The sequence below is a fragment of the Sphingomonas sp. BLCC-B65 genome (assembly GCF_028550675.1).
GTDB lineage: Bacteria > Actinomycetota > Actinomycetes > Actinomycetales > Microbacteriaceae > Microbacterium.
Map to the genome: position 1 here is coordinate 1,366,000 of NZ_JAQQGL010000001.1, position 25,792 is coordinate 1,391,791.

General features: G+C 68.4%; 36 protein-coding genes. 2 read left to right on the top strand and 34 right to left on the bottom strand.

Translation table 11 applies throughout. From position 1 onward, the window contains the following. Positions 1-21: 21 nt before the first annotated feature. From PP359_RS06570 to PP359_RS06580, 3 genes are all read right to left on the bottom strand, one after another. Positions 22-1,557, bottom strand: a complete 1,536-nt coding sequence (locus PP359_RS06570) for a glycosyltransferase family 2 protein (RefSeq protein ID WP_036318668.1) — start codon at positions 1,555-1,557, stop codon at positions 22-24. Between the two features lie 30 nt (positions 1,558-1,587). Beyond that, positions 1,588-2,319, bottom strand: a complete 732-nt coding sequence (locus tag PP359_RS06575) for a fructose 1,6-bisphosphatase (protein WP_112932423.1) — start codon at positions 2,317-2,319, stop codon at positions 1,588-1,590. 89 nt (positions 2,320-2,408) lie between these two features. Further along, on the bottom strand, positions 2,409-3,029 hold the full coding sequence (locus PP359_RS06580) for a hypothetical protein (protein WP_135948572.1): 621 nt from the start codon (positions 3,027-3,029) through the stop codon (positions 2,409-2,411). A gap of 205 nt (positions 3,030-3,234) precedes the next feature. Between PP359_RS06580 and PP359_RS06585 the strand changes: the two genes are divergently transcribed. After that, positions 3,235-3,747: an LPXTG cell wall anchor domain-containing protein gene (locus PP359_RS06585; protein WP_135948573.1), complete on the top strand. Its 513-nt coding sequence runs from the start codon at positions 3,235-3,237 to the stop codon at positions 3,745-3,747. A 79-nt stretch (positions 3,748-3,826) separates the two neighbouring features. Here the strand turns inward: PP359_RS06585 and PP359_RS06590 are convergent, their stop codons facing one another. The 5 genes from PP359_RS06590 to PP359_RS06610 all read right to left on the bottom strand — a co-directional run bounded on the left by PP359_RS06590 (position 3,827) and on the right by PP359_RS06610 (position 7,653). Then, positions 3,827-4,678 carry a universal stress protein gene (locus tag PP359_RS06590; RefSeq protein WP_061683048.1) on the bottom strand — a complete coding sequence of 284 codons (852 nt, stop codon included), beginning with the start codon at positions 4,676-4,678 and terminating at the stop codon, positions 3,827-3,829. 85 nt (positions 4,679-4,763) lie between these two features. Continuing rightward, on the bottom strand, positions 4,764-5,453 hold the full coding sequence (locus PP359_RS06595; RefSeq protein ID WP_036320341.1) for an endonuclease/exonuclease/phosphatase family protein: 690 nt from the start codon (positions 5,451-5,453) through the stop codon (positions 4,764-4,766). Between the two features lie 77 nt (positions 5,454-5,530). Next, a complete protein-coding gene (gene truA / locus PP359_RS06600; RefSeq protein ID WP_499250156.1) occupies positions 5,531-6,406 on the bottom strand; it encodes a tRNA pseudouridine(38-40) synthase TruA in 876 nt (291 codons plus the stop codon). After that, positions 6,403-6,714, bottom strand: coding sequence for a putative quinol monooxygenase (locus PP359_RS06605; protein ID WP_039413227.1), 312 nt, complete (start codon positions 6,712-6,714; stop codon positions 6,403-6,405). Before PP359_RS06605 ends, truA begins: the two co-directional genes overlap by 4 nt. Positions 6,715-6,756: 42 nt before the next feature. Beyond that, positions 6,757-7,653, bottom strand: coding sequence for a carbohydrate kinase family protein (locus PP359_RS06610; protein ID WP_061683047.1), 897 nt, complete (start codon positions 7,651-7,653; stop codon positions 6,757-6,759). Positions 7,654-7,850: 197 nt separating this feature from the next. Between PP359_RS06610 and PP359_RS06615 the strand changes: the two genes are divergently transcribed. Further along, complete coding sequence (locus tag PP359_RS06615; RefSeq protein ID WP_499250157.1) at positions 7,851-9,803, top strand: acyltransferase family protein; 1,953 nt, start codon at positions 7,851-7,853, stop codon at positions 9,801-9,803. Positions 9,804-9,840: 37 nt separating this feature from the next. On the opposite strand, the gene PP359_RS06620 is transcribed toward PP359_RS06615, so the two are convergent. From PP359_RS06620 to rplV, 26 genes are all read right to left on the bottom strand, one after another. Further along, positions 9,841-10,926 carry a GNAT family N-acetyltransferase gene (locus tag PP359_RS06620; RefSeq protein ID WP_499250158.1) on the bottom strand — a complete coding sequence of 362 codons (1,086 nt, stop codon included), beginning with the start codon at positions 10,924-10,926 and terminating at the stop codon, positions 9,841-9,843. Between the two features lie 114 nt (positions 10,927-11,040). Further along, positions 11,041-11,628, bottom strand: coding sequence for a 50S ribosomal protein L17 (rplQ, locus tag PP359_RS06625; protein ID WP_499250159.1), 588 nt, complete (start codon positions 11,626-11,628; stop codon positions 11,041-11,043). Between the two features lie 83 nt (positions 11,629-11,711). After that, entirely contained in the window at positions 11,712-12,701 is a 990-nt protein-coding gene (locus tag PP359_RS06630) for a DNA-directed RNA polymerase subunit alpha (protein WP_005050489.1), read from the bottom strand. A gap of 120 nt (positions 12,702-12,821) precedes the next feature. Next, positions 12,822-13,220 carry a 30S ribosomal protein S11 gene (rpsK, locus tag PP359_RS06635; protein WP_005050490.1) on the bottom strand — a complete coding sequence of 133 codons (399 nt, stop codon included), beginning with the start codon at positions 13,218-13,220 and terminating at the stop codon, positions 12,822-12,824. Between the two features lie 36 nt (positions 13,221-13,256). Then, positions 13,257-13,637, bottom strand: coding sequence for a 30S ribosomal protein S13 (gene rpsM / locus PP359_RS06640; RefSeq protein ID WP_036320304.1), 381 nt, complete (start codon positions 13,635-13,637; stop codon positions 13,257-13,259). 299 nt (positions 13,638-13,936) lie between these two features. After that, the gene (gene rpmJ / locus PP359_RS06645; RefSeq protein ID WP_005050492.1) at positions 13,937-14,053 is read right to left on the bottom strand and encodes a 50S ribosomal protein L36; all 117 of its coding nucleotides are present in this window, start codon (positions 14,051-14,053) and stop codon (positions 13,937-13,939) included. 73 nt (positions 14,054-14,126) lie between these two features. Continuing rightward, a complete protein-coding gene (gene infA / locus PP359_RS06650) occupies positions 14,127-14,348 on the bottom strand; it encodes a translation initiation factor IF-1 (RefSeq protein ID WP_005050493.1) in 222 nt (73 codons plus the stop codon). Between the two features lie 159 nt (positions 14,349-14,507). Beyond that, positions 14,508-15,194, bottom strand: coding sequence for a DsbA family protein (locus PP359_RS06655; protein ID WP_112932415.1), 687 nt, complete (start codon positions 15,192-15,194; stop codon positions 14,508-14,510). 198 nt (positions 15,195-15,392) lie between these two features. After that, entirely contained in the window at positions 15,393-16,190 is a 798-nt protein-coding gene (locus PP359_RS06660) for a hypothetical protein (protein WP_499250160.1), read from the bottom strand. A 289-nt stretch (positions 16,191-16,479) separates the two neighbouring features. Then, on the bottom strand, positions 16,480-17,310 hold the full coding sequence (gene map, locus PP359_RS06665) for a type I methionyl aminopeptidase (protein ID WP_039413202.1): 831 nt from the start codon (positions 17,308-17,310) through the stop codon (positions 16,480-16,482). Next, positions 17,310-17,900 carry an adenylate kinase gene (locus PP359_RS06670; protein ID WP_112932412.1) on the bottom strand — a complete coding sequence of 197 codons (591 nt, stop codon included), beginning with the start codon at positions 17,898-17,900 and terminating at the stop codon, positions 17,310-17,312. Before PP359_RS06670 ends, map begins: the two co-directional genes overlap by 1 nt. Beyond that, on the bottom strand, positions 17,897-19,234 hold the full coding sequence (gene secY / locus PP359_RS06675) for a preprotein translocase subunit SecY (RefSeq protein WP_036284611.1): 1,338 nt from the start codon (positions 19,232-19,234) through the stop codon (positions 17,897-17,899). The genes PP359_RS06670 and secY overlap by 4 nt, the downstream gene beginning before the upstream one ends. Positions 19,235-19,343: 109 nt before the next feature. After that, positions 19,344-19,931, bottom strand: a complete 588-nt coding sequence (gene rplO / locus PP359_RS06680) for a 50S ribosomal protein L15 (protein WP_005050498.1) — start codon at positions 19,929-19,931, stop codon at positions 19,344-19,346. Then, a complete protein-coding gene (gene rpmD / locus PP359_RS06685) occupies positions 19,931-20,116 on the bottom strand; it encodes a 50S ribosomal protein L30 (protein ID WP_023954062.1) in 186 nt (61 codons plus the stop codon). The genes rplO and rpmD overlap by 1 nt, the downstream gene beginning before the upstream one ends. Beyond that, a complete protein-coding gene (rpsE, locus tag PP359_RS06690) occupies positions 20,116-20,760 on the bottom strand; it encodes a 30S ribosomal protein S5 (RefSeq protein ID WP_269429743.1) in 645 nt (214 codons plus the stop codon). The genes rpmD and rpsE overlap by 1 nt, the downstream gene beginning before the upstream one ends. A 32-nt stretch (positions 20,761-20,792) precedes the next feature. Next, on the bottom strand, positions 20,793-21,152 hold the full coding sequence (gene rplR / locus PP359_RS06695) for a 50S ribosomal protein L18 (RefSeq protein ID WP_005050501.1): 360 nt from the start codon (positions 21,150-21,152) through the stop codon (positions 20,793-20,795). 2 nt (positions 21,153-21,154) lie between these two features. After that, positions 21,155-21,691 (bottom strand): 50S ribosomal protein L6, encoded by a 537-nt coding sequence (rplF, locus tag PP359_RS06700; protein WP_036318323.1) that lies wholly within the window; start codon positions 21,689-21,691, stop codon positions 21,155-21,157. Between the two features lie 6 nt (positions 21,692-21,697). After that, complete coding sequence (gene rpsH, locus PP359_RS06705; protein ID WP_005050503.1) at positions 21,698-22,096, bottom strand: 30S ribosomal protein S8; 399 nt, start codon at positions 22,094-22,096, stop codon at positions 21,698-21,700. 87 nt (positions 22,097-22,183) lie between these two features. Further along, positions 22,184-22,774, bottom strand: a complete 591-nt coding sequence (gene rplE, locus PP359_RS06710; protein WP_016463569.1) for a 50S ribosomal protein L5 — start codon at positions 22,772-22,774, stop codon at positions 22,184-22,186. Positions 22,775-22,776: 2 nt separating this feature from the next. Continuing rightward, entirely contained in the window at positions 22,777-23,136 is a 360-nt protein-coding gene (rplX, locus tag PP359_RS06715) for a 50S ribosomal protein L24 (RefSeq protein WP_005050505.1), read from the bottom strand. A 5-nt stretch (positions 23,137-23,141) separates the two neighbouring features. Continuing rightward, entirely contained in the window at positions 23,142-23,510 is a 369-nt protein-coding gene (rplN, locus tag PP359_RS06720) for a 50S ribosomal protein L14 (protein ID WP_005050506.1), read from the bottom strand. A 3-nt stretch (positions 23,511-23,513) separates the two neighbouring features. Further along, positions 23,514-23,879: a 30S ribosomal protein S17 gene (gene rpsQ / locus PP359_RS06725; RefSeq protein WP_036284607.1), complete on the bottom strand. Its 366-nt coding sequence runs from the start codon at positions 23,877-23,879 to the stop codon at positions 23,514-23,516. Continuing rightward, a complete protein-coding gene (gene rpmC, locus PP359_RS06730; RefSeq protein WP_005050508.1) occupies positions 23,879-24,193 on the bottom strand; it encodes a 50S ribosomal protein L29 in 315 nt (104 codons plus the stop codon). The genes rpsQ and rpmC overlap by 1 nt, the downstream gene beginning before the upstream one ends. Then, positions 24,193-24,612 (bottom strand): 50S ribosomal protein L16, encoded by a 420-nt coding sequence (gene rplP, locus PP359_RS06735; protein WP_016463572.1) that lies wholly within the window; start codon positions 24,610-24,612, stop codon positions 24,193-24,195. Before rplP ends, rpmC begins: the two co-directional genes overlap by 1 nt. Beyond that, a complete protein-coding gene (gene rpsC, locus PP359_RS06740) occupies positions 24,612-25,373 on the bottom strand; it encodes a 30S ribosomal protein S3 (protein ID WP_016463573.1) in 762 nt (253 codons plus the stop codon). Before rpsC ends, rplP begins: the two co-directional genes overlap by 1 nt. After that, entirely contained in the window at positions 25,373-25,771 is a 399-nt protein-coding gene (rplV, locus tag PP359_RS06745) for a 50S ribosomal protein L22 (RefSeq protein WP_016463574.1), read from the bottom strand. Before rplV ends, rpsC begins: the two co-directional genes overlap by 1 nt. Positions 25,772-25,792 lie beyond the last annotated feature (21 nt).

The window sequence follows — 25,792 nt, forward strand, 5'->3', positions numbered from 1 at the left end:
GCGGGTCTTCGTCGCGGGGCGTCAGACCTTGAAGCCCTGGTGGCGACGGAACAGCCGGAACGACATGAGCACGGTCTGGATGACCGTGACCACCCCGACGATGGGCCAGCCCACCCAGAGGATCGCCGACTGCGCCACCGGGTCGAGCATGTTCCAGATCACCGCGACCGCGATCGCGACGATGGCGAGCATGATGAACGGCACCCAGTGGCCGATGCTGCCGCCGCCGCGTTCGGCCTTGGCCTGCATCGCCCAGTTGTCGACCTTCTTGCGCGACAGGAACCGCGTCCACGACCGCAGGAAGTGGCTGATGCGCACCCACATGAAGATCTCCGCGGGGAACATCAGGCCGGCGAAGAGAAGATCGCGACTGTTGCAGGTCTCCATCGCCCGTGCGACCCGCAGGTTCAGCATCATCGCGACCACCGGCGGGATGAGCCACCACGGTGAGAAGACGAACGCGTTGATCGAGAGCGAGGCGATCAGCAGGGTGAGGAAGGCGACGCGCACGAAGAGGTTGGTGAGCATCGAGAAGTTCTCGAACCACCGCAGGCGCAGGTTCGGGTGGAACGGCTGCCCCTTGGTGTCGCCGCGCTGACCCGGCCACATGAGCTCGATCGCGCCGTAGGTCCACTTCACCTGCTGGGCGTCGTAACCCTTGAGCGTGGTCATTCCGCCCACGTCGGCGCGGGCGAAGGGGCTGATCTTGGTGAGGTAGCCGGCGCTCTTGATCTGCAGCGACAGCAGCGAGTCCTCGACCTCGCTGTCCTTGACCCAGGGCGAGTTCTGGTGGTTCGCCTTCATGACATCGCGCAGCGCCGTCGTCGAGAAGATCGAGAACTGCCCGCCGAGCACCGCCATGTTGCGCCCGCGCAACAGGTTCTGCAGGTTGAAGGCCGCGAACTGGGTGCGCTGGCCGGCGATGAGGAACTTCGCGATGACGCCCTTGATCGGGCGGTCATCGATCGAGTAGATCGCAGAGATCCCGCCGATGCGGGAGTCGCCGACGGCTTCGCCCTCGAGGAACTCGACGGCCCGGCGGTCGGCGATCGTGTCACCGTCCACACCGAGCAGGTAGTCGTACCCCTCGACCAGCGCGTAGCCGTAGTTGAGCGCTCCGACCTTCTTGTCGGGGTTCTTGCCGATGTCGTGGACGAACACCTCGGTGAACTGCTCGCCCAGCTCGGTGGTGATCTCGTGCGGACCGCTGAACTCCGACGCGATCTTGACCGTCGCGTCGGACGTGTTGTTGACGACGACGTGGATCACGTCGGGCACCCGGCTCTGCCCGAGCAGCGAGCGCAGCACGTCGGCGATCGACTCCTCCTCGTTGTACGCAGGCACGACACACCCGATGGTCGAGCGGTGCACGGTCGTGTGCTCGAGCACCGAGGAGAAGTCGTCGAGCTCGGGGATGGCGAGCTCCGCGGGGTGGAAGGACTCCTGCGGCACGGGGAACCCGTACGGCTGCGCCGGCGGTGCCGGCGGCGCCCCGAAGGGTGCCGCACGGAACTGCGGTTCGGCGGCCTGCCGGCCGGTGTCGAAGGGCGTGCTCACGGTATACCTCGTGTCGGTGTGGACAACAGACTATTGAGTGGGGGCGGTCGGGGAGAAGATGGCGATCGGAAGAACCTGATAAACGGTCTGCTGCTGGAAGCTCGTATCCGTGTTGGCCGTGCCCTCCACCCACACCTGCAGGGCGAACTGGAGGGTGATCCCGTAGGTGTCGCCCGGCAGCTGGTGGATCGTCGTCGTCGGCACGAGCAGCCCGCCCTGGAAGGTGTTCAGCAGGAGGCCGCGGTCGGAGCGCATCGTGTCGGACGGCACCAGGGTGCGCGGGTCGGCCGAGAACTGGAACGGCGACATCATCTGCTGCTGACCGATCGTGGACTGCGACACCTGCGAGGTGATGCTGACCATCGACAGGTACACACGTCGCTTCTGCGTGAGCACCGCCTTCTCATCGACGCGGTGATCGACCACGTTGACCGCGAAACCGAAGGTCTTGTCGTTGTCGGGTGCCCACTCCTGAGTGCGCTTCGGATCGGCGGCCCAGACGTCCAGGCGCACCTCGAGCCCGTCGGCGACGTCGGTGGACAGCGACACCGAGCCGTCGTAGGTGAACTTCGAGTCGTAGGGCATGCTGACGGCCTGGGTGACCGCCGGGCGCGGGGCAGGCGTGGACACCGCGTTCTGCTGCAGACCGTTGAAGGCGCTGGCGATCTGGGTGCAGCCGGTCAGGGACGTCAGCACCACGAGGCCCGCGGCGGCGGCGCCGAGGGCGCGGAGGCGGGGAGGACGCGAGGGGGCGGGAAGCATGATCCCCACGTTATCTATGGACCACCGGCGGGACGTGCGAATCAGGGAAACCTCGACACGGTCTTTACCCGATCTTGAGGAAGGCGCGTTCAGCCGCCGTTCTGGGCGGCGATCGCGATCGTCAGCGTGTCACTCGCGGTCTGCTTGGCGAACTCGGTCGAGGTGGGCGTCGTCTGCACGAGGAAGTCGTACTCGAACTGCACCGTGACGTAAGTGGCCTCGGCGGGGACCGTGCCGACATTGAAGGTGTTGGAGTAGCTGTAAGGCGACAGCACCAGGTATCCGGGAGAGACCGTGGCCTGATCCACCTGGGCATCCAGCGGTGCGAACGTCTGCGACGCGTTCGCGGGGATCGCGGTCATCGTGGCGCGCTGGAGATAGACCTTCTGCCCGTCATTGGGCGTGATCGTCGTCACCATCGACAGACTGATCGGCTTGATCGCCGCCGGCGTCCAGCGGTCCATCCGCAACGTCGACCAGTAGTTCACGGCTGCCGAGACCGCGCCCGCCGTGAGCGTGCGCTGGGTCGAGCCGCCCGACAGGTCGTTGGAGACCGGCGTCGGAACCGGGACGGCGGTCGTGGGAGCGGGCGCGGGTGTCGTCGCCTGCGCGGCCCACGGCGCGGGCCCGCAACCGACCAGCGGGATCACGACGACCAGCGCGGCGAGCGCGGCGCTGAGAGCACGGCGGCGGCTCCCGGGGCGTTCCATCCGGCAGGTCTCCTTCACGTCGCGAAACATTTACATATCGGAAACCGCAAGAGTTTGCAATCCGGCAGACCCCTAGGGAATACTCGGGAGAGCATCAGCACCACCATACCGCTTCACTCTCCATCCCCCCATCTGCATCAAGACCGGATATACGGAACGAGCGGATCATCAGGTACCCCCAGACCGGATTCGAAAGCAGGCACTCATGAAGCACCGTTTCACCAAGGTCGCGGCCTCCGTCGCGATCGCCGCAGGGTTGGTTTTCGCCGCCCCGGCAATGGCACAGGCTTACACCCCGACCGGCCCCGACACCGTCACCGTGACGGTCACGGCTCCCGGTCCCGTCCCCGTGACCGGCTTCCAGCCGGGCGCGAGCGTGACCTTCACGCTCGTGGGCGAAGGCGTCACCGGCGCCAACCTCGCCGCGGTCAAGTTCGCGGTCAGCTCCACGACGGTCACCAAGACCGCCGACTCGTCGGGCGTCGCCACGGCGACGGTCGTCGGCACCCCGCCGGCGGGCTCCTCGTGGACGCTCGCCGCGACCGGCGCTCGCGCCTCGTCCGAGGCCGGCGGCGGCAGCGGCACCCTGCCCTCGACGGGTGGCGACAGCGAGTCGCTGCTCGGCATCTGGGTCGGCGGTGGCGCTCTCGTCCTCGCCGGTGCGACCGTCGCCGTGGCCGCCACGGTGCGTCGCAACCGCCAGGAGACCAACGCCTGACGCACACCAGAACGACAACGAGAGAGCCTTCCCGGTCACGGCCGGGAAGGCTCTCTCGTTGTGCGCGGGCTGCGCGGCGTCAGCGCACCACCGCGGTCACCGCGGGAAGATGCGACAGCACCTCCTGGCTGATCGAGCCGAGCAGGAAGCGGGCGAGGGCCCCGCGACCGTGCGTACCCACGACGACGAGGCGAGCGGTCAGACCCCGCGAGGCGATCGCTCGCGAGGGGTAGCCGCGCTCGACGACGCGCTCGACGACCAGATCCGGGAAGTCGACGGCGAGCCCGGCGAGGGCCACCGCCTGCATCTCCTCCGTGGCGGCCTGCATGTTCGACAGGTACATCTCGGGGTAGACGGCCAGTCCGTTGCGGGGCGCCTCGATGGGAGTCCAGACACTGACCGCGGTGAGCGGCTCGCCCAGGCGGTCGGCCTCGCGCGCCGCGAAACGCAGCGCATGCTCGGACACCGGCGACCCGTCGACGCCGACGACGACCCCGCGCCGACCGACGAGCGCCGTGTCGGGCACCACCACGACCGGGCAGGCGGCCCCGGCGACGATACGGATGCCGTGGGCGCCGCGCGCCGGTCCATCGCCCGGTCCGCGGTAATCGCTGCCCAGCACGAGGAGTGAGGCGTTGACGCTGGCGTCGATGAGGCGGGACACGGGGTTGCCGGTCTCCACCCGGGTCATCACCGTGATGCCGGCATCCCGCACCGGCGCCGCCAGGCGCTCCAGCACGGTCTCGGTGTCGGCGACGGCCTGCGCGATCAGCTCCGCCTCGCCGACGGCGCCGAGCGCTCCCCCGATCACCGACATCAGCTCGATGCCCTGCGTGCCGGGCGGAGCGGCCTGCGCCCGCTGCAGCGCCCATCGCACCGCACGTTCGGAGACGGGTGCCCCCGTCACAGCCACGACGATCTTCTCGACCATGATTCATCCCTCCGTTGGGATCGGTGCCTCCACGCTACGCCGCGGCACCGCACGGCCACAGGATCGTGGGCCGTGACAAAGAAGGTCAGGGGGTGCGCGGGGCCAGGGCGCGCGGCTCGGCAGTGATCAGAATGGGCAGGTGGTCGCTGCGCCCCTGCGGCAGCGTCGTGATCGTCGCGATGTCGAACCCCACGCTCGTCGCGAAGTCGTAGTGGCCGCGGAAGAACTTGTAGCGCGTGTACGTGCGGGCATCGCTCAGGGTGAGCTCATATCCGGACTCACGCACGTGCTGGCCGAGGTTCTCTTTGAACACCGGATAGTTGTAGTCGCCGACCATGAGGATCGGCAGGTCGGGGCCGAGGCTGGAAAGCTCTTCCAGCGCGGCCTGGATCTGCTTGCGCCGCAGCGAATTGAGCGCGGTCAGCGGGGCGGCGTGGAAGCTCGCGACGATCACCTCGCGGCCGAGGTCGATGTCGTGCAGGCGCACCGCCAGCATGCGCTCCTCCGCGGGCTTGAGCACACGGTCGTGCAGCGACTTCTTCAGCGCGAGCGCGCGCACCTCGCGCGCATCGAAGATGCTTCGCCGGTAGTACAGCGCAAGTCCCAGCCGGTTGCGTGCCGTCGCCTCGGCCAGGTGCAGATCGCCGATCTGCGACGGCAGGTCGCTGGAGACCGCCTCCTGCAGGCAGAGGACGTCGGCCCCCGTGCTCTCGACCAGCTCGCCGAGCTCGCCGATCGCCTTGTGCTTGTTGAGGTTGTACGAGATGACCTTCATCCCCCGCCTTCCGTCGCTCTCAGCCTAAGCGGCGGTCCTAGGAATCTGCTCCGTCTTGACAACGGGACCCGGCCGGCTCAGTCGGCGTCGAGGCTGCGGCGTGCGCGCGTCTGCGCGGCGCGGGAACCCAGCAGGTCATCGGCGGGGTAGCCGACCTCGGTGAGGGTGAGACCGCGGGCCGCGAGCACCTTCACGTCGCTCGTGCGCACCCCGCCGTCGCGGATCGCGGCGACGTCGGCGATCTTCAGCCGTCCTTCGCCGACCGCCGCGCAGGCACCGACGAGGGCGCGCACCATGCTGTGGCAGAACGCGTCGGCTTTCACGCGCGCGATCAGGATGCCGTGATCGTCTCGACCCCAGCCGAACTCCAGCAGGGTGCGGATCGTGGTCGCCCCCTCCCGCCATTTGCAGTACGCCGCGAAATCGTGCAGACCGATGAGCGACCGTGCCGCGGCATCCATCGCGTCCACGTCCAGCGCGGCCTTCACGCTGGTCGTGCGCACGCGCTCGAGGGGGTCGTAGCCGGCGATGCGATCGGCGATGCGGTACTCGTAGCGTCGCCAGACGGCCGAGAACCGCGCATCGAAACCGTCCGGTGCGACGGCGGTGCGGTGCACCACGACGTCGGGATAGGCACCGAGCACGCCGTTGATGCGGGCAGCCAGCGCCTCGGCGGTGCCGGCGCGGCTGGACGACAGCCGCTGCTGCTGCCGATCGGTGAGATCGAGGTGGGCGACCTGCCCGGCCGCGTGCACCCCGGCGTCGGTTCGCCCCGCCACAACCAGCTGCGGATCGCCGCCGAGCACGCGGGCCAGTGCTGTCTCCAGCGTGCCCTGAACGGTGCGCAGACCCGGTTGACGGGCCCACCCGCGGAAGTCCGTGCCGTCGTAGGCGAGATCGAGGCGCAGCCGCACCCCTCCCGCGGAGTCGGAAACGACCTCGCCTGTCGTCACAGAGCGCCTTGGGACGGCGTCCCGGCCGGCACAGGAGTCATCGTCACGACCTCGGCAGGCCCGGTCACCAGGCCGGTGACGGCGGCTTGCAGGGCCTTCACGGCGTCGCCCTGCGCGTGCGCGGCGAGGGCGGCGGGCTCCGCCCATTTCTCGATCATCACGACCGTCCCGTCGGAGGCGGCGTGGATGGCATAGAGCAGACACCCCTCCTCGGCGTGGACGGCGGGCATGGCGGCGCTGAGCGCCTCGATGAGTGCGGGGCGCTGGCCCTCGACGGGCTGGAAGACGGCGGTGACGACAACAGTCATGACAGGAGACCTTTCTTGTGGGTGGGGACGCGCGCAGCCGGCTCAGCGGAGACGCTCGTCCACGTCGGCACGGGTCGGCGGGTTCGCACCGGCCCGCGAGACGGTGATCCCGGCGGTGACGGCGGCACGGCGCAGCGCCGCGGCGAACGAGGCGGCGTCCTCGAAGATCGCAGGATCGTCCAGCGCGCTGGAGATGAGGCTCGCCATGTACGCGTCGCCGGCACCGATCGTGTCGACGACCGTGACAGCCAGCGCGTCGACGGCGCTCACACCACCGGGCCCCAGCCCGACGGCGCCCTCGCCGCCTCGGGTCATGACGATCACGCGCGGCCCGTAGGCGGCGACCTGGTGCAGCACGGCGTCGGCGTCCAACCCCGGGTACAGCCACGCGGCGTCCTCGTCGCTCAGCTTGACCAGATCGGCCGATGCCGCGGCCTGGGCGAAGCGTGCGAGCGCGACCTCGTGCGCGCCGACGAGCGCCGGGCGGATGTTCGGGTCGAGCGTCACCAGCGCCGCACCCGTGTCGGCGGCGCGACGCAGAACCTCCAGCACGGCGCTGCCGCCCGGCTCCAGGAAGAGCGCGATCGAACCGGTGTGGACGACACGGGTTCCGTCCAGGGATGCCGCGGGAACCGCCCAGTCGATCGCGAACTCGTACTCGGCGGAACCGTCCGGACGCAGTCGCGCGCGGGCGGTGGAGGTCGCGGCATCCGTCCACGACTCCTCGTCGACGACGGCGCCGGATTCGGCGATCTGGGCAGCGATCCGCGCGCCGCGCTCGTCGCGCCCCAGTCGGGTCAGCAGACGCACCGCGTGTCCCTGCCGGGCAAGGCCCACGGCGACGTTGGCAGGACTGCCGCCGACGAGCTCGCGGTCGCCCTCGGCGCTCTCGACGATGTCGATGAGCGCCTCACCGATGACCAGCACATCCGTATCCATACGACCAGTCTGGCGCACCGCACGCGGCGCGCGCGTCATCGGCAGTCGGTGTAGACGACGCCCGACGTTCAGGGAGGGTACGTACACTGGATGATCCGCTCGCACCGACCCGACGTGGCCGGCGAGACGGCCCACGGAACTCGCTCCGAATCACCACGGAACCGCCCCGGAACCCCCTCGGAACCCCAGTGCCCGCCATGACCTCCCCCTCCCCTCGTTTCGCCGGCCTCGACGGCCTGCGCGCGCTCGCCGTGCTGCTCGTGGTCGTGTACCACCTGTTCCCCGGCTGGCTCCTGCAGAGCGGCTTCGTCGGCGTCGACGTCTTCTTCGTCATCTCGGGCTTTCTCATCACGTCGCTGCTGCTGCGCGAACACGACCGCACCGGCCGCATCGCCCTCGGCGCGTTCTGGGCGCGCCGCGCCCGCCGGCTGCTGCCGGCCCTCGCCGTGGTGGTCACCGTGAGCGCCAGCGTCGCCTGGCTCATCGGTGGGGACGTTCTGCTGGGGCTCGGTCGACAGGTGCTCGGCGCGATCACGTTCTCCTCCAACTGGGCGTCGATCTCGGCCGGCGCGTCCTACTTCGCCGGGACGCAGCCCGAGCTGCTGCGAAACCTGTGGTCGCTCGCGGTGGAGGAGCAGTTCTACGTGCTCTGGCCGCTGCTTCTGCCCGTGTTCCTCCTGCTGCCACGCCGCGGCCTGCGCGCCGCCGTCGCGATGGTCCTGGCCGCGGTATCCCTGGCCTGGGCAGCGCAGCTCGTAGACATCGGCGCGGGCTCGGTCGACCTGACGCGCGCGTATTACGGCACCGATACGCACGCCTTCGGCCTGCTGCTCGGCGTCGCACTGGCCTTCGCGCTCGCCGGGCGCACCGCGTGGAGCGCGTCCGCGCGCCCGTCCATCGGCGGCGTCGTGCCCGCCTGGACCGCGGTCATCGGCACGGCGAGTGTGATCGGCATCATCATCGTCGGTGCGCTGCCGGCCGGGGCGGAGCGCTATCCGCTCGTGCCGGCGATCGCGAGTGCACTGACCGCGGTCGCGATCGCGGCGGCGACACACGCCGGCTCCTGGTTCGGGCACGCCCTCGACGTCGCGCCGCTGCGCTGGATCGGCGAGCGCTCCTACGGCATCTACCTGTGGCACTGGCCCATCGTCGTCCTGCTCGCCCTCGCGACCACGGGCGGCTTCCTCGAGGAATCCGTGCCGGTCAGCGTCGGGCTCGGCGCCGCCGCCCTCACGCTCGGCGTCTCCGCGGCCTCGTACCGCCTGCTCGAACAGCCCGTGCGCCGGCTCGGCTTCCGGGGCGCGGGGCGAGCACTGTGGGCGCGCCTGCACTCCACGCCGTCGCGGCGGTTCGGCGCGATCGCGACCGTCGGTGTCGGGGCGCTCGTGCTCGGCGGCACGACGGCCGCCGTCGCCGCCGCCCCGCCGGTCAGCTCCAGCCAGGCGGTGGTCGAGGCGGGCCAGCGTGCGCTCGACGCGGCATCCGCCGCCCCCACTCCGTCGGGCGGCCGCGCCGCCTCACCGACGGCGACACCCATCGCCACGGCGACGCAGGGCCCCGACGGCGAGCCGCTGCCCCCTGCACCGGTCACCGTGAGCGGCGACCGGGTGACGGCCGTCGGCGACTCGGTGATGCTGGCCTCGGCCGGCGGTCTGCTCGACGAGCTGCCCGGCGTGCAGATCGACGCCGAAGTCTCGCGCTCGATGTGGGCGGGCAGCAAGATCATCGACCGGCTCTCCGACCAGGGCGCCCTGCGTGACTACGTCGTCGTGGGCCTCGGCACCAACGGCCCCGTCGATTCGGACGCCCTCCAGGACATCTACGACCGCGTCGGTCGCGACCGCACGCTCGTTCTGGTCACGGCGTTCGCTCCCCGCGATTGGATCCCGGGCGTCAATGCCGAGCTGACCGCGTTCGCGGCGAGCCATCCCGGCGTCGTCATCGCCGACTGGTCCGGCGCGATCGCGCCGCACGCCGATGTGCTCGCCGGCGACGGCATCCATCCGGGCGAGACCGGCGGGCGCATCTACGCCGACACCGTCACCCGCGCCGTCGATGCCGTGGCGAATCAGCGCGCGCAGACGCGCTACCAGGTGCAGCTGATCCGCTGGGCGACGAGTCGGACGTTCGCCCCCGCACCGTCGTCCTGAGCCGCCCGCGGCGCCGCGGGCGTGCGCGGCGGGCGCCTCAGATGTGCGCGACCAGGGCGACCGACCGTTCGTCCGCCACGAAGCCCAGCCCCTCGTAGAGGGCGTCGGCGCCCGTCGGGCTCGCGGTGTCGACGTCGAGCACCGCCTTCTGCAGACCGGCATCGGCGATCGCGCGCAACGTCGCCGCGACGACCGCGGGAGCCAGTCCCTGCCGACGGCGCGCCCGCACGACACCGATGAGGTCGATGTACGAGTTCGAGGCGCCCAGACTCGCCCAGTCCTCCTCGTTCACCGACGCGAGACAGAAAGCGGCGATGGTGCCGTCGGCCTCGACGACCAGCCGGGACAGATCGGGGCGGAAGAACTCGCCGCCGACGAACTTGGCCCACGACTCGGGCTGGCTCGGCAGGCTTCCCCAGTGATCGCGGAACGCATCGTTGCGCGCCAGACGGGCGTCGTCATCACGATCGTGCGTGTACGCCACGATGCGCAGCCCGCCCTCCCGCGCCGCGGCCGGCAGCGACACCTCCGGCGCACCGTCGGTCAGATCCCGCAGCATCGTGGCGAACCAGCGTTCGGCGGCCAGACCCGCCGACTCGGCGAGCCTCTGGTTGCCGCGGTTCGACTCCTCGGCGTACACCCGCAGCTGAGCGCTCCAGTCTTCGCCCGGCACGTCGGGCAGCGCGCCCGCGGCCTCCGCCAGCTGCTCGAGGCCGCGCGCGTACTGCCAGCCGAACACCGCGCTGCCGATCCCGCGGCGCCACAGCGTCGGCAGCACCGCACCCGACAGGTGCACGTTCAGGGCGCCCTCGCGCGAAGGGTGGAGGAAGGAGCTTCCGAACGCGATCACCGTACCCTCGGCATCCAGCGCCAGCACGGTGTCGCGGGAGTGGTCGATGTGCGCAAGATCGAAGGTGTCGGCGACGTCCTCGCGCGGAGTGGTCCAGGTCGGGTGGTCGACACGCTCCGCCGCCACCATCACGGCGTGGATGGCGTCGATGTCGTCGGCCGTCGCGGTGCGCCACGACGCGACCTCCGGATGCCGTGGCAGCACCGGTCCGAGCTCGGATCCGGACCGGCGGCGGGACTGGTCGATGCGTGCACTCAGCGATGGCTCACTCACTCGGGCCACTGTAGTTGGGACGCGCGTGGCGCGCACGCGCGGAGCCGGCCGAGGCGCGAAACGAGAAGGCCCGCACCCCTGATGGGTGCGGGCCTTCTCGAACGACAGCCGTGCTTACTTCGCGGCGTCCTTGGCAGCAGCCTCGGCCGCGGCGCCCTCCTCGGGCGACTCGGCACCTGCGGCGGCGGCGTCGTCGGCGACGACCTCGTCCGCGGCATCCTGAGCCTCGTCGGCCTCGGCGACCGCGTCGGTGGCGGTCTCCTCGGCGGCATCCTCATCCTTGGCCGGGGTGGCGGCCGGAGCGGCAGCGGCCGCCTTCTTGGTCGACTTCGGCTTCGGGTTGACCGGCTCGAGGACGAGCTCGATCACGGCCATCGGCGCGTTGTCGCCCTTGCGGTTGCCGATCTTCGTGATGCGGGTGTAGCCGCCCTCACGCTCGGCGACCAGCGGCGCGATCTCGGCGAACAGCTCGTGGACGGCGTCCTTGTTGCCGAGGACGGACAGCACACGACGGCGCGCGTGCAGGTCGCCACGCTTGGCGAACGTGACCATGCGCTCGGCGAGCGGGCGCAGGCGCTTGGCCTTGGTCTCGGTCGTCGTGATCGACTTGTGGGTGAACAGCGCCGAGGCCAGGTTGGCCAGCAGCAGACGCTCGTGGGCGGGGCCGCCTCCGAGGCGGGGACCCTTGGTGGGCTTGGGCATGTCAGTTACTCCAGAGGGAAAAGGTCAGCGAACCGGTCGGGGCCGGTGCGCGCAGAAGGTCTTGCCGTTGCGAGCGCGGAGGCTCAGAGGGCCTCGTCGTCGTAGCCGCCGTAGAAGTGCGCACCGTCGAACCCGGGGACCGAGTCCTTCAGCGACAGGCCGAGGGAGACGAGCTTGTCGCGCACCTCGTCGACCGACTTCTGACCGAAGTTGCGGATGTTCATCAGCTGCGTCTCGGAGAGGGCGACCAGCTCCGACACCGTGTTGATGCCCTCGCGCTTGAGGCAGTTGTACGAACGCACCGACAGATCGAGGTCCTCGATCGGCATCGACAGCTCGTTGGTGAGAACCTCGGCGACCGGCGCGGGACCGATCTCGATGCCCTCGGCTTCGACGTTCAACTCGCGAGCGAGACCGAACAGCTCGGTGAGCGTGCGCCCGGCCGACGCGACGGCGTCGCGCGGGGAGATCGACGGCTTGGCCTCGACGTCCAGGACGAGCTTGTCGAAGTCGGTGCGCTCACCGGCACGCGTGGCGTCGACGCGGTACGAGACCTTCAGAACGGGCGAGTAGATCGAGTCGATCGGGATCTGGCCCGCCTCGGCGTACTCGTTGCGGTTCTGGGTGGCCGACACGTAGCCACGGCCGCGCTCGATCGTGAGCTCGAGCTCGAACTTCGCCGAGTCGTTGAGCGTCGCGATGACCAGCTCGGGGTTGTGCACCTCGACACCCGCCGGAGCGGAGATGTCGGCGGCGGTGACCTCGCCGGCGCCGGTCTTGCGCAGGTAGGCGGTGATCGGCTCGTCGCGCTCCGAGGAGACGACCAGCTGCTTGATGTTGAGGATGATCTCGGTGACATCCTCCTTCACGCCCGGGATGGTGCTGAACTCGTGCAGCACGCCGTCGATGCGGATGCTGGTGACAGCCGCGCCGGGGATCGAGGACAGCAGGCTGCGGCGCAGCGCGTTGCCGATCGTGTAGCCGAAGCCGGGCTCCAGCGGCTCGATGACGAAGCGGCTGCGGAACTCGCCGATCTTCTCCTCGGTCAGAGTGGGACGCTGTGCAATGAGCACTATGTGTTCCTTTCCGTCACGTGCCCGCTATATGACACGTGCGATTGCAAGAGGTGTTGAGTTTTCAAAGACGACGGATGCCGGGTGCCGCCCGCGATGCGGGGGCACCCGGCCCGGAAGTCAGACGCGGCGACGCTTCGGCGGGCGGCAGCCGTTGTGCGCCTGCGGGGTGACGTCGGAGATCGACCCCACCTCGAGGCCGGCGGCCTGCAGCGAACGGATCGCGGTCTCGCGACCCGAACCCGGGCCCTTCACGAAGACGTCGACCTTCTTGACGCCGTGCTCGGCGGCCTGGCGGGCGGCCGACTCGGCGGCCATGCCGGCGGCGTACGGGGTCGACTTACGCGAGCCCTTGAAGCCCACTCCACCCGAGGACGCCCAGCTGATGACAGCGCCCGAGGGGTCGGTGATCGAAACGATCGTGTTGTTGAACGTCGACTTGATGTGGGCCTGGCCCAGCGCGATGTTCTTCTTCTCCTTGCGGCGCGGCTTGCGCGCAGCGGTCTTGGCCTGTGCCATGTGTCTGTTCTCCTAAACCTGTACCGGGGGCCGCGCTTACTTGCGGCCGGCCTTCTTCTTGCCGGCGACGGTGCGCTTCGGGCCCTTGCGGGTACGCGCGTTGGTCTTGGTGCGCTGACCGCGCACCGGAAGGCCGCGGCGGTGACGCAGACCCTCGTACGAGCCGATCTCGACCTTGCGGCGGATGTCGGCGGCGACCTCACGGCGCAGGTCACCCTCCACCTTGTAGTTGCCTTCGATGTGGTCGCGCAGCGCGACCAGCTGGTCGTCGGTGAGGTCCTTGACGCGGATCGACTCGTCGATCTCGGTGGCCTTGAGGATCTCGACCGAACGGGTACGGCCGATGCCGTAGATGTACGTGAGGGCGATCACCACGCGCTTGTCGCGCGGGATGTCAACGCCGGCAAGACGTGCCATGCGGTTCTCCTAGGAGTAGTGGAGGTGTGGAGCAGGATCGGTGCCCGGGCCTCCGCCCCGAGGTGTCCCCTCCGAAGAGGATCTGATCCTGCCTGTGTGCTGACTGTTTCCAGTCGGTGCGAACGTTGCGCCGTTCTCGGACCACTGGTCGTTGAGCGAGCGCAGCGAGTCGAAACGCGCCGTTCGCGGTATGGAGTTGTGTCTTCGTGCTGAGGTTTCGGCTCGGCCGCTGCGCGGCCTTGCTCAACCTTGAGTCGTGAGCGGATCAGCGCGGCTTCGCCGCGGTGATGCGCTCCGACTCAACCCTGGCGCTGCTTGTGACGCGGGTTCGACTTGCAGATCACCATGACGCGACCGTGGCGACGGATGACCTTGCAGTGGTCGCAGATGGGCTTGACGGAGGGGTTGACCTTCATGATTTTCCTGTTCGCTGTCTTCGAGTCGGACGGGATGCCGCGGCATCCGCCCGCTCGTTACTTCTCGACCGGTCTAGCGGTAGCGGTAGACGATGCGACCGCGCGTGAGGTCGTAGGGCGAGAGCTCCACGACGACGCGGTCTTCGGGGATGATGCGGATGTAGTTCTGCCGCATCTTGCCGGAGATCGTGGCGAGTACCTTGTGTCCGTTGGTGAGCTCAACGCGGAACATCGCGTTGGGCAGCGCTTCAGACACGACGCCCTCGATTTCGATGACACCGTCTTTCTTAGCCATAGCCTCGCTGACGCTTGTGCAGACCGGTCGGTCTGCGGTGAGTGGGATGTGGTGCGGCGACACGCCAATGAAGGCGCAAGGCACCAAAGATTCAGTGTACGTGATAGAGGGCCGCACGGCAAACTGCCGTACGGCCCTCTCGCTCGTCTCAGACGCGCGTCACTTGAAGAGGGAGGCGAACTGGCCCTTCGCCGGAATGGTCTGGTTCGAGATGACCGTTCCGTTGATCGCGAGAGTGGGCGTGCCGATGCCGCTCGAGCCCGGCTGGACCGGCGTCTTCTGCGTCATCGAGGTGACGAACTTCGAATAGGTGCCGTCCGTCACGCACGAGTCGATACCCGTGACGCCGACGCCCTTCGCGATGTCGATGATCTGCTGATCGGTCAGGCCCGTCGAGTTCTCCTGGGGCTGGTTCTTGTACATCGCCTGCATGAACGCGACGACCTTGTCGGGGTCGGCCTGCGCGACGCAGTACATGGCGTTGGCGGACCGCGTCGAGTAGTTGGTTCCCTGCGAGTAGCGGTCCAGGATCGCGATCGGGTGGATGTTGAGCGTGATCGTGCCCTTGTTCGCCAGATCGAGGATCTCGGGGCCATACGTGGTCTCGAACTGGTTGCAAATGGGGCACATGAAGTCGATGTAGGTGTCGAGGGTCTGCTCTCCCGAGCCGACGGCGATCGCGCCCGTCTCCTGGTTGATGCCCGCACCCGCCGGTGCCGTACCGGGGTCCGTGGCTGCCCGGTTCATCCACACCACGAGCGCGATGACCAGCGCGACCACGACGACGACCGCCACGCTCACCCAGATCGCGAACCAGTTCCTCTTACCCGCTGCTGCCTGCGCCATAACCTCGATGCCTCTCCGATGTGCGGCTGTCGCCGCCGTCCTACCATTGTGGCTCACGCACTCTTATGCGTTGCCCGTGAAAGCCGTGACTTCACCCGCCCCCATCCCGCCGAGCCGCTACGTCTCCCCCGACCCGCCATGTTCTCGCGCGCCCTTTCGCGTCGGTTCGGCACCTTCGTGGCGGCTCGGCGTGACGGGTCAGCGTTGCGGATGGATGCCGAACGCGCGCAGGCGTGCACCCAGGTGGGCTGCCGTGGCGATGTCGGCCGTTCCCCAGCGCACGAGTCGCCGTCCCGTGGTCCCGCGGATCCAGTCCTCGCGCTGCTTCTCTTCCATGACCACCCGCTCCACCCCGACGCCCTCGCCCCGCATCGCAGGATCGAGGTACTTTCCCTCGCCGTCGTACTCGCCCCAGACTCCGACGTCATCCAGCGCGAAGTCGACATGGAACAGGCGCGAGCCCGGACCGGCGACCGGGACCTGCAGACGCGGCGTGGCGAAGCCGAGGTCGCCGATGTAGAGCCGGCTCACGCTCTCCCCCGGCGAAGCGGCACGACCATCGGCGAGTTCCAGCATCCGCCGGGCCGCGCGAACTCCGCGGCCGCCCGAAGGCAGCCGCTGCGCAACCTGCCGGCGCAGACTCTCCGCCGCCTCCACGTCGTACCCGTTCCACGACCAGGCGGCACGGCGAAGCGCGGCGTCGGCGAGGGAGAGTCCTGTCTCGAAGGATGCCGAGCGCAGCACGTCCGCGACCGTGCGGGCCAGTCCGGTGCAGAGCACGCCCTGGCGCATCGTCATGTCGCTCGAGGCGACGGCAACCTGGTGACGTGCGACCAACGGCTCGGATGCGCGTACGTGCCCGCTCGCTGCGCGTCCACTGAGGTGCACGCGGCGGGGTTCGATGCGAAACAGCGGCAACTCCCAGAGGACGGCCGCCGAGGCATGGGAGTAGACGAGCTCAGTTCCCCGTGCGACGACGTTCAGCGGCGACGACACGCATCAGATGACGCCCTTCACTGTGGGCACGGCGCCACCGTTCCGCGTCGGCGTAGCACCCGGGATCCACACGGATGAGGGATCCGTGCCGCACCGCCGCAGCGACGTCCGGATCTCCCTCCTCGCCCGCGGTGGACAACAGCCGCCCGCGGGGTGCCCGGGGGAGGAACCTCCGTGCACCACGCGAGCCGCTCTTGCGGCGCCGAGCCGACATCCTGCGGCGCGGCCGATGATGTCGGCTCGCGCCGAGGATGGCGGCTCGCGGGGAGCAGAGTGCGCGCAGCGCGGGTCAGGCGATGGGCGTGGGGGTGACGCCGAAGGGGGCGAGACCGGCGGCGCCGCCGTCGGCGGCGGTCAGCACCCATACGCCGTTCTCGTGAACGGCGACGCTGTGCTCCCAGTGACTTCCGTCGCTGCCGTCGACGGTCGTGACCGTCCAGTCGTCGTCCTCGACGAAGGTCTCCTCGGAGCCGGCGGTGATCATCGGTTCGATCGCGACACACAGGCCGGGACGCACCGCGGGGCCCAGGTCGGACACCCGGTAGTTGAAGATCGTCGGACCCTCGTGCATCCGGCGGCCGATGCCGTGGCCGACGTAGTCGCGAAGGATGCCGTAGCTCTCCCCCGAGCGCTCGATGTAGCCCTGCACCGCGTCACCGATCTCTCCGACGCGCGACGCCGACGCGAGCGCGGCCACGCCCGCCCAGAGCGAGCCCTCGGTCACCTGCGAAAGCCGCTCGCGCGACGCCTGCACAGCCGGATCCCCGCCGGGGACGACCACCGTGATGGCCGAGTCGCCGTTCCAGCCCTTGAACTGCGCACCGGCATCGATCGACACGATATCGCCCGGCTCGAGCACGCGCTCCCCGGGGATGCCGTGGACGACCTGGTCGTTCACCGAGATGCAGGTCGTGTGGCGGTAGCCGCGCACGAGCTGGAAGTTCGACTCGGCCCCGCGGGCGAGGATAACCTCGGATGCCGCGGCATCCAGCTCAGCCGTGGTCACGCCCGGGGCGATCAGTGCGCGCACCGCATCCAGCGCGGCCGCCGTGATCAGCCCCGGCTCGACCATCGCACGCAGCTGCGCCGGGGTCTTGTACAGGGAGCGCCGAAGTCCCATCAGGAAGCGGCGATGCCGCGAGCTGCCAGGGCGTCCTGGATGCGCGCGTACACCTCGTCCAGGGAGCCGACACCGTCGATCTGGTCGACGATGCCGCGCTCGCGGTAGACGTCCAGAATGGGCGCCGTCTCGGATTCGTAGATGGCCAGACGCTTCGCGATCGACTCGGCGTTGTCATCGGCGCGACCCTGCTCGGCCGCCCGCAGCGACAGCCGCTGGATGGACTCGTCGCGCGGCACCACCAACTCGATGACCGCGGTGAGGGGCTCGCCCCTCTCGTCCAGGAAACCGTCGAGGTCGCCCACCTGTCCGAGGTTGCGCGGGTAGCCGTCCAGGAGAAAACCACCGGCGGCATCCGGCTGGGCCAGGCGATCGCGCACGATCTCCCCGGTGAGCGCGTCGGGGACGAGGTCGCCCGCGTCGATGATCGCCTTGACCTTCAGACCGAGCTCCGTGCCCTCTTTCACGTTGGCGCGGAACACGTCCCCCGTCGACACGGCGGGGATGCCGAGGGCGTCGGCGATGCGCACGCCCTGCGTGCCCTTGCCGGAACCCTGCGGTCCGATGATGAGAAGGCGCGCGGCGGTCATCGCAGCAGCCCTTCGTAGTGACGCTGCTGCAGCTGCGCGTCGATCTGCTTGACCGTCTCCAGACCGACACCGACGATGATGAGGATCGAGGCGCCACCGAACGGGAAGTTCTGGTTGGCGCTGACCGTCGCGAGCGCCACCAACGGCAGCAGCGCGATGAGCCCGAGGTAGATCGAGCCCGGCAGCGTGATGCGGGTCAGCACGTAGTCGAGGTACTCCGCCGTGGGCCGACCGGCACGGATGCCGGGGATGAATCCGCCGTACTTCTTCATGTTGTCGGCGACCTCGACGGGGTTGAACGTGATCGCGACGTAGAAGTAGGTGAACCCGACGATGAGCAGGAAGTACAGCAGCATGTAGAGCGGGTGATCACCCTTCGTCAGATACTGCTGGATCCACGTCACCCAGCCGGGGATGTTGCCGTTGGCGTCCGGCGTCTGATTGAACTGGGCGATCAGTGCCGGGATGTACAGCAGCGACGAGGCGAAGATGACCGGCACGACGCCCGCCATGTTCACCTTGATCGGGATGTACGTGTTCGTGCCGCCGAGGGTGCGACGCCCGACCATGCGCTTCGCGTACTGCACGGGGATGCGCCGCTGCGACTGCTCGACGAAGACGACGAGGGCGACGACGACGATGCCGACGGCCAGCACGAGGAGGAAGACCTCGAAACCGCGCGACGTGGCGATGGCCCACATGGCCGCCGGGAACTGCGCCGCGATCGAGGTGAAGATGAGGATGGACATGCCGTTGCCCACGCCACGCTCGGTGACGAGCTCGGCGAACCACATGATGAGGCCGGTGCCGGCGGTCAGCGTGATGATCATCAGCAGCTGGGCCCACCACACGTCGTTGGTGAGCAGCGCGTTGCACTCGGCGATGCCGGTCGTGCCGAAGAGCTGACCCGAGCGTGCCACCGTCACCAGGGTGGTGGACTGCAGGAGCGCCAGCGCGATCGTCAGGTAGCGGGTGTACTGCGTGAGCTTGGCCTGACCGGCCTGCCCCTCCTTGTACAGCGCCTCGAAGTGCGGAATCACGACACGCAGCAGCTGCACGATGATCGTCGCGGTGATGTAGGGCATGACGCCGAGCGCGAAGATCGACAGCTGCAGGAGCGCGCCGCCGGAGAACAGGTTGACGAGCGAGAGCAGACCCTCACTCGCAGAACCGGTCTGCTGGAGGCAGGACTGCACGTTCGGGAAGCTCACGAAGGGCGCCGGAACGTGCGCACCAAGGCGATAGATGGCGATGATCGCGAGGGTGAAGAAGATCTTCCGCCGGAGATCCGGGGTGCGGAAGACCCGCGCGATGGCGCTGACGGCGCTGAACAAGGGGATTTCCTCCAGAGAGCTGACCGGTGTCTCGATGCGGGTCCGAGGACACCGCTTCCAGAGTACGGCAACAGGGGCCGGAGGCTCGCCTCCGGCCCCTGCCGTGGAATTACTTGACCGAACCGCCCGCGGCGACGATCTTCTGCTCGGCCGAACCCGAGACCTTGTCGACGGCGACGGTGAGCTTGACCGAGATGTCGCCGGTGCCGAGCACCTTGACCTTCTCGTTCTTGCGCACCGCACCCTTGGCGACGAGGTCGCTGACGGTGACGTCGCCACCGGCCGGGTACAGCTCGGCCAGCTTGTCGAGGTTGACCACCTGGTACTCGACGCGGAACGGGTTCTTGAACCCGCGCAGCTTCGGCGTACGCATGTGCAGCGGCATCTGACCGCCCTCGAAGCCGACCTTCACCTGGTAGCGGGCCTTCGTGCCCTTGGTGCCACGACCGGCGGTCTTACCCTTCGAGCCCTCACCGCGACCGACACGGGTCTTCGCGGTGTTGGAGCCGGGAACCGGACGCAGGTGGTGGACCTTGAGCACACCGGGGCGCGACACCTCGGCATCCGCCTTCTTGGCGGGAGCCTTCTTCGCGGCCGGCTTCTCGGCGGTCTTCTTGGCAGCCGGCTTGGCGGCAGCCTTCTTCTCGGTGTTCTTGACAGCGACCTCTTCGGTCGCCTTCTCAGCCTTCTCGGCCATCAGTCGATCTCCTCAACCTTGACGAGGTGGGCGACAGTCTTGACGTAGCCGCGCGTCTGCGCGTCGTCGGGACGGACGACCGAGTCGCCGATCCGCTTCAGACCGAGCGAACGCAGCGTGTCGCGCTGGTTCTGCTTCTCGCTCACCTTGGACTTGACCTGGGTCACCTTGAGACGCGCGGCCATCAGGCACCTACCTTCGCAGCGGCCGCGGCGTCGGCCTCGGCACGGATCAGACGGGCGGGAGCCACCTGGTCGAAGTCGAGACCGCGACGAGCGGCGACCGCGCGGGGCTCCTCGAGCTGCTTCAGCGCCTCGACGGTCGCGTGCACGATGTTGATCGTGTTCGACGAACCGAGCGACTTGGAGAGCACGTCGTGGATGCCGGCGCACTCGAGCACGGCGCGCACCGGACCACCGGCGATAACACCGGTACCGGCGGCAGCCGGACGCAGGAGCACGACACCGGCAGCGGCCTCACCCTGCACCGGGTGCGGGATGGACGAGCCGGTGCGCGGCACACGGAAGAAGTTGCGCTTGGCCTCTTCGACACCCTTGGAGATGGCGAGGGGAACCTCACGCGCCTTGCCGTAGCCGACGCCGACGAGACCGTTGCCATCGCCCACGACGACGAGCGCCGTGAAGCTGAAGCGGCGACCGCCCTTGACGACCTTCGACACGCGGTTGATCGTCACGACGCGCTCGAGGAACTGGCTCTTCTCGGCGTCGCGCGAACCACGGTCGCGGTTGGGGTTGCGCTCGCGACCGCCACGACGGGGCTCGCGGGCCTCGCGCTCGACGGGAGCGGTGGCCGCAGCCTGCTCGGTCACTTCGTTCTCCACATTCTGAGTAGTTGCATCGCTCACAGGTTCAGACCTCCCTCGCGGGCGCCCTCGGCGATCGCTGCGACACGGCCCGCGTAGCGGTTGCCACCGCGGTCGAACACGACGTCCGAGAAGCCGGCCGCCTTGGCGCGCTCGGCGACGAGCTCGCCGACCTTGCGGGCCTTGGCGGTCTTGTCACCGTCGAACGTGCGCAGGTCCGACTCGAGAGTCGAGGCCGACGCGACGGTCACGCCCTTGCTGTCGTCCACGAGCTGGACGAAGACGTGGCGGGCCGAACGGGTGACGACAAGGCGCGGACGGGCCTCGGTGCCCACGACCTTCTTGCGAAGGCGCAGGTGACGACGCGAACGCGCGTCGCTCTTCGACTTGACAGCCATGATTACTTACCAGCCTTTCCGGCCTTGCGGCGAACGACCTCGCCCGCGTAACGCACACCCTTGCCCTTGTAGGGCTCGGGCTTGCGGATCTTGCGGATGTTCGCGGCGGCCTCACCGACGGCCTGCTTCGAGATGCCGCTGACGGTGAGCTTGTTGTTGCCCTCGACGGTCAGCGTGATGCCGGCCGGCGCTTCGACCAGCACGGGGTGCGAGAAGCCGAGCGCGAACTCGACCGCCGTCCCCTTCTGCGCGACGCGGTAACCGGTGCCGACGACCTCGAGGCCCTTGGTGTAGCCCTGGGTGACGCCGATGATGTTGTTGTTGATCAGGGTGCGGGTCAGTCCGTGCAGCGAACGCGACTCGCGCTCGTCGTCGGGACGGGAGACCAGAACCTGGTTCTCCTCGACCTTGACCTCGATGGGCTTGGAGACGGAGAGCGCGAGCTCGCCCTTCGGGCCCTTGACCGTGACATCCTGGCCGTCGACCGAAACGGTCACGCCGGCGGGGATGTCGATGGGAAGACGTCCAATACGCGACATGTCAGATCACCACACGTAGGCGAGGACTTCCCCACCCACGCCCTTCTGCTCTGCCTGGCGGTCGGTGAGAAGACCGGAGGAGGTGGACAGGATCGCGACGCCCAGGCCGCCGAGGACCTTGGGGATCTCGGTCGAGCGTGCGTACACGCGCAGGCCGGGCTTCGAGACGCGCTTGATGCCGGCGATCGACCGCTCGCGGTTCGGGCCGTACTTCAGCGTGAGCGTGAGGGTCTGGCCGACACGAGCGTCGGAGACCTCCCAGCCGGAGATGTAGCCCTCCTGCTGGAGGATCTCGGCGATGTGGGTCTTGAGCTTCGAGCTCGGCAGCGACACGGAGTCGTGGTGCGCCGAGTTCGCGTTGCGCAGACGGGTCAGCATGTCAGCGACCGGGTCTGTCATCGTCATTTCTTGGTTTCCTTTGTTCAGCGGTTTCGGATGCCGTTACACGACAGCCGACCTTCTTGATGGACCGACCGGAGAGGTCGGAGGGTGTCAGGCCTGGTTCTCGTCCGTCTTGAACGGGAAGCCCAGCTGGCGCAGCAGCGACCGGCCCTCGTCATCCGTCTTCGCCGTGGTGACGATCGTGATGTCGAAGCCGCGGACGCGGTCGATCTTGTCCTGGTTGATCTCGTGGAAGACCGACTGCTCCTGCAGACCGAACGTGTAGTTGCCGTGACCGTCGAACTGCTTGGGCGACAGGCCGCGGAAGTCGCGGATGCGCGGCAGAGCGAGGTTCACGAGGCGGTCCAGGAACTCCCATGCGCGGTCACCGCGAAGGGTGACGTGCGCACCGATGGCCTGGCCCTCACGCAGCTTGAACTGCGCGATGGACTTGCGAGCCTTGGTGACGACGGGCTTCTGACCCGTGATCTTGGTGAGGTCGTCGACCGCACCATCGATCACCTTGGAGTCGCGAGCCGCCTCGCCGACGCCGGTGTTCACGACGACCTTGACGATCCCGGGGATCTGCATGACGTTGGCGTAGCCGAACTCGTCCTGCAGGGCCTTCTTGATCTCGTCCTGGTACTTCTGCTTCAGGCGGGGCTGGATCTTGCCAGCCGCCGCGGCAGTGGTGCTGCTCATGTTCAGAGGTCCTTGCCGCTCTTCTTCGCGTAGCGCACGCGAACGGTGCGCTTCACGCCATCCTTCGTCTGCTCCTCGACACGGTGACCGACCTTGGTCGGCTTCTTGGTCGAGGGGTCGACGAGGGCGACGTTGGAGATGTGGATCGGGGCTTCCATCGTCTCGATGCCGCCCGTCTTGGTGCCGCGCTGGGACTGGCCCACGCGGTTGTGCTTCGTGACGTAGTTGACGCCCTCGACGATGACGCGGTTCTGCTCGACGAGAACGTCGAGGACCTTGCCCTGCTTGCCGCGGTCGCCGCCCTTGTCCTGCTTCTTGCCAGTGATGACCTGAACGAGGTCACCCTTCTTGATCTTGGCCATGAGGGTCAGATCACCTCCGGTGCGAGCGACACGATCTTCATGAACTTCTTGTCACGAAGCTCACGACCGACCGGTCCGAAGATGCGGGTGCCGCGGGGCTCCCCGTCGTTCTTCAGGATGACGGCGGCGTTCTCGTCGAACTTGATGTAGGAGCCGTCGGGACGACGGACCTCCTTCTTGGTGCGGACGATGACGGCCTTGACCACATCGCCCTTCTTGACGTTGCCGCCGGGGATCGCGTCCTTGACGGTCGCGACGATGATGTCGCCGAGACCGGCGTAACGGCGGTTGGAGCCGCCGAGCACACGGATCGTGAGCAGCTCCTTGGCGCCGGTGTTGTCGGCGACCTTGAGGCGGGACTCAGTCTGGATCATTTCTTACTTCGCCTTCTCGAGGATCTCGACCAGGCGCCACCGCTTGGTGGCGCTGAGCGGCCGGGTCTCGTTGATCAGCACGAGGTCGCCGATGCCGGCGCTGTTCTGCTCGTCGTGGGCCTTGACCTTCGACGTGCGACGGATGACCTTGCCGTAGAGCGGGTGCTTCACGCGGTCCTCGACCTCGACGACGATCGTCTTGTCCATCTTGTCGCTGACGACGTAGCCACGACGCGACTTGCGGTAGCCACGGGCGTCCGCATCGCGCACGTCGTGGGCAGCCGACTCGTGACCGGCAGCGGGCGCCTCGACGACGGCCTCGGCGGCCGGCGCCTTCTTGGCGGCCTTCTTCTCGGTGGTCTCAGCCATCACTCGGCCTCTTCCTTCGTGGCCTCGGCAGCGTCATCCGCCTTCTTGGCCTTGGTCTTCTTCGCCTTGGACGCGACCTCGACGGGGGCGGGCGTGGCACGGATGCCGAGCTCGCGCTCGCGGATCACGGTGTAGAGCCGCGCGATGTCGCGCTTGACGGCGCGAATGCGGCCGTGGCTCTCGAGCTGGCCGGTGGCCGACTGGAAGCGCAGGTTGAACAGCTCTTCCTTGGCCTTGCGCAGCTCTTCGACGAGGCGCTGGTCCTCGAACGTGTCCAGCTCGCTCGGAGCGAGCGTCTTGGTTCCGACAGCCATTACGCGTCGCCCTCCTCGCGCTTGATGATGCGTGCCTTCAGGGGCAGCTTGTGAATTGCACGGGTGAGCGCCTCGCGAGCGAGCTGCTCGTTGACGCCCGCGACCTCGAACAGGACGCGACCCGGCTTGACGTTGGCGACCCACCACTCCGGCGAACCCTTACCGGAACCCATGCGGGTCTCGGCCGGCTTCTTGGTGAGGGGACGGTCGGGGTAGATGTTGATCCACACCTTGCCGCCACGCTTGATGTGACGCGTCATCGCGATACGAGCGGACTCGATCTGACGGTTGGTCACATACGCGGGGGTGAGGGCCTGGATGCCGAACTCGCCGAAGGAGACCTTCGTGCCGCCGGTGGCCTGGCCCGCGCGACCCGGGTGGTGCTGCTTGCGGTACTTGACCTTACGGGGAATAAGCATTATGCCGATGCTCCTTCTGCGACGGGCGCCTCGTTGCGGGGCGCGCGACGACGGTCGCCACCACGGTCGTCACGACCGCGGGGTGCCTTCGGCGCGTTGGCCTGCTCGCGAGCGAGCTCCTTGTTGGTGAGGTCGCCCTTGTAGATCCAGACCTTCACACCGATGCGGCCGAAGGTGGTCTTGGCCTCGTAGAAGCCGTAGTCGATGTTCGCGCGCAGCGTGTGCAGCGGCACACGACCCTCGCGGTAGAACTCCGAACGGCTCATCTCGGCGCCGCCGAGACGACCCGAGACCTGGATGCGGATGCCCTTGGCGCCGGCGCGCTGTGCGCCCTGCAGACCCTTGCGCATCGCGCGGCGGAAGGCCACGCGGGCGGAGAGCTGCTCGGCGATGCCCTGGGCGACCAGCTGAGCGTCGGCCTCGGGGTTCTTGACCTCGAGGATGTTCAGCTGGATCTGCTTGCCGGTGAGCTTCTCGAGGTCGGCGCGGATGCGCTCGGCCTCGGCGCCGCGGCGACCGATGACGATGCCGGGGCGGGCGGTGTGGATGTCGACGCGGACGCGGTCACGCGTGCGCTCGATCTCGATGCCGCTCACGCCGGCGCGGTCCAGCTGCGTCTGCAGGAGCTTGCGGATCTTGACGTCCTCGGCCACGTAGTCGGCGTAACGCTGTCCCGGCTTCGTGGAGTCGGAGAACCAACGCGACACGTGGTCCGTGGTGATGCCGAGGCGGAAGCCGTACGGGTTGACCTTCTGTCCCATTACTTGCTCGCCTTCTTGTTCGTGGAGCCGGCCGCGGCCTCATCGACCTCGGGGGTCGCGAGCTCGACGGTGATGTGGCTCGTGCGCTTCTTGATCTGGAAGGCGCGGCCCTGTGCGCGGGGCTGGAAACGCTTGAGCGTCGTGCCCTCGTCGACGTACGCGTTGCGCACGTACAGGTCCTGCTCGTCCAGGAACTCGCCGTCCTTGTCAGCCTTCACACGGGCGTTGGCGACCGCAGCGGCGACGAGCTTGTAGATCGGCTCGCTGGCACTCTGGGGCGCGAACTTCAGGATGGCCAGGGCCTCCTGAGCCTGCTTGCCCTTGATCAGCGCGACGACACGACGAGCCTTCTGAGGGGTCACGCGGATGTGCTTCACGCGTGCGATGGAATCCACCATTTCTCTCCTCCTCTAGTCCTC

What these genes read in the sequence shown, in the direction of transcription:
- infA (WP_005050493.1), bottom strand. Translation starts at nt 14,348, where the DNA reads ATGGCTAAGAAAGACGGTGTCATCGAAATCGAGGGCGTCGTGTCTGAA.
- PP359_RS06575 (WP_112932423.1), bottom strand. Translation starts at nt 2,319, where the DNA reads ATGCTTCCCGCCCCCTCGCGTCCTCCCCGCCTCCGCGCCCTCGGCGCC.
- PP359_RS06670 (WP_112932412.1), bottom strand. Translation starts at nt 17,900, where the DNA reads ATGACCGCCGCGCGCCTTCTCATCATCGGACCGCAGGGTTCCGGCAAG.
- rpsH (WP_005050503.1), bottom strand. Translation starts at nt 22,096, where the DNA reads ATGACGATGACAGACCCGGTCGCTGACATGCTGACCCGTCTGCGCAAC.
- rplQ (WP_499250159.1), bottom strand. Translation starts at nt 11,628, where the DNA reads ATGCCCAAGCCCACCAAGGGTCCCCGCCTCGGAGGCGGCCCCGCCCAC.
- PP359_RS06580 (WP_135948572.1), bottom strand. Translation starts at nt 3,029, where the DNA reads ATGGAACGCCCCGGGAGCCGCCGCCGTGCTCTCAGCGCCGCGCTCGCC.
- PP359_RS06605 (WP_039413227.1), bottom strand. Translation starts at nt 6,714, where the DNA reads ATGACTGTTGTCGTCACCGCCGTCTTCCAGCCCGTCGAGGGCCAGCGC.
- rpsM (WP_036320304.1), bottom strand. Translation starts at nt 13,637, where the DNA reads ATGGCACGTCTTGCCGGCGTTGACATCCCGCGCGACAAGCGCGTGGTG.
- PP359_RS06610 (WP_061683047.1), bottom strand. Translation starts at nt 7,653, where the DNA reads ATGGATACGGATGTGCTGGTCATCGGTGAGGCGCTCATCGACATCGTC.
- rplV (WP_016463574.1), bottom strand. Translation starts at nt 25,771, where the DNA reads ATGGTGGATTCCATCGCACGCGTGAAGCACATCCGCGTGACCCCTCAG.
- rplO (WP_005050498.1), bottom strand. Translation starts at nt 19,931, where the DNA reads ATGGCCGAGAAGGCTGAGAAGGCGACCGAAGAGGTCGCTGTCAAGAAC.
- PP359_RS06655 (WP_112932415.1), bottom strand. Translation starts at nt 15,194, where the DNA reads ATGGCGCAGGCAGCAGCGGGTAAGAGGAACTGGTTCGCGATCTGGGTG.
- rplF (WP_036318323.1), bottom strand. Translation starts at nt 21,691, where the DNA reads ATGTCGCGTATTGGACGTCTTCCCATCGACATCCCCGCCGGCGTGACC.
- PP359_RS06585 (WP_135948573.1), top strand. Translation starts at nt 3,235, where the DNA reads ATGAAGCACCGTTTCACCAAGGTCGCGGCCTCCGTCGCGATCGCCGCA.
- PP359_RS06595 (WP_036320341.1), bottom strand. Translation starts at nt 5,453, where the DNA reads ATGAAGGTCATCTCGTACAACCTCAACAAGCACAAGGCGATCGGCGAG.
- rplN (WP_005050506.1), bottom strand. Translation starts at nt 23,510, where the DNA reads ATGATCCAGACTGAGTCCCGCCTCAAGGTCGCCGACAACACCGGCGCC.
- rpmJ (WP_005050492.1), bottom strand. Translation starts at nt 14,053, where the DNA reads ATGAAGGTCAACCCCTCCGTCAAGCCCATCTGCGACCACTGCAAGGTC.
- rplE (WP_016463569.1), bottom strand. Translation starts at nt 22,774, where the DNA reads ATGAGCAGCACCACTGCCGCGGCGGCTGGCAAGATCCAGCCCCGCCTG.
- rpsK (WP_005050490.1), bottom strand. Translation starts at nt 13,220, where the DNA reads ATGGCACAGGCCAAGACCGCTGCGCGCAAGCCGCGCCGCAAGGAGAAG.
- rpsC (WP_016463573.1), bottom strand. Translation starts at nt 25,373, where the DNA reads ATGGGACAGAAGGTCAACCCGTACGGCTTCCGCCTCGGCATCACCACG.
- map (WP_039413202.1), bottom strand. Translation starts at nt 17,310, where the DNA reads ATGGGACTTCGGCGCTCCCTGTACAAGACCCCGGCGCAGCTGCGTGCG.
- rpsQ (WP_036284607.1), bottom strand. Translation starts at nt 23,879, where the DNA reads ATGGCTGAGACCACCGAGAAGAAGGCCGCCAAGAAGGCGCCGGCCGCC.
- rpmD (WP_023954062.1), bottom strand. Translation starts at nt 20,116, where the DNA reads ATGGCCGCGCGTCTCAAGGTGACCCAGGTCAAGTCCAAGGTGAGCGAG.
- PP359_RS06590 (WP_061683048.1), bottom strand. Translation starts at nt 4,678, where the DNA reads ATGGTCGAGAAGATCGTCGTGGCTGTGACGGGGGCACCCGTCTCCGAA.
- rplR (WP_005050501.1), bottom strand. Translation starts at nt 21,152, where the DNA reads ATGGCTGTCAAGTCGAAGAGCGACGCGCGTTCGCGTCGTCACCTGCGC.
- PP359_RS06615 (WP_499250157.1), top strand. Translation starts at nt 7,851, where the DNA reads ATGACCTCCCCCTCCCCTCGTTTCGCCGGCCTCGACGGCCTGCGCGCG.
- rplX (WP_005050505.1), bottom strand. Translation starts at nt 23,136, where the DNA reads ATGGCCAAGATCAAGAAGGGTGACCTCGTTCAGGTCATCACTGGCAAG.
- rpmC (WP_005050508.1), bottom strand. Translation starts at nt 24,193, where the DNA reads ATGGCTGTCGGAACCAAGACGCTCGCTCCGAGCGAGCTGGACACGTTC.
- rplP (WP_016463572.1), bottom strand. Translation starts at nt 24,612, where the DNA reads ATGCTTATTCCCCGTAAGGTCAAGTACCGCAAGCAGCACCACCCGGGT.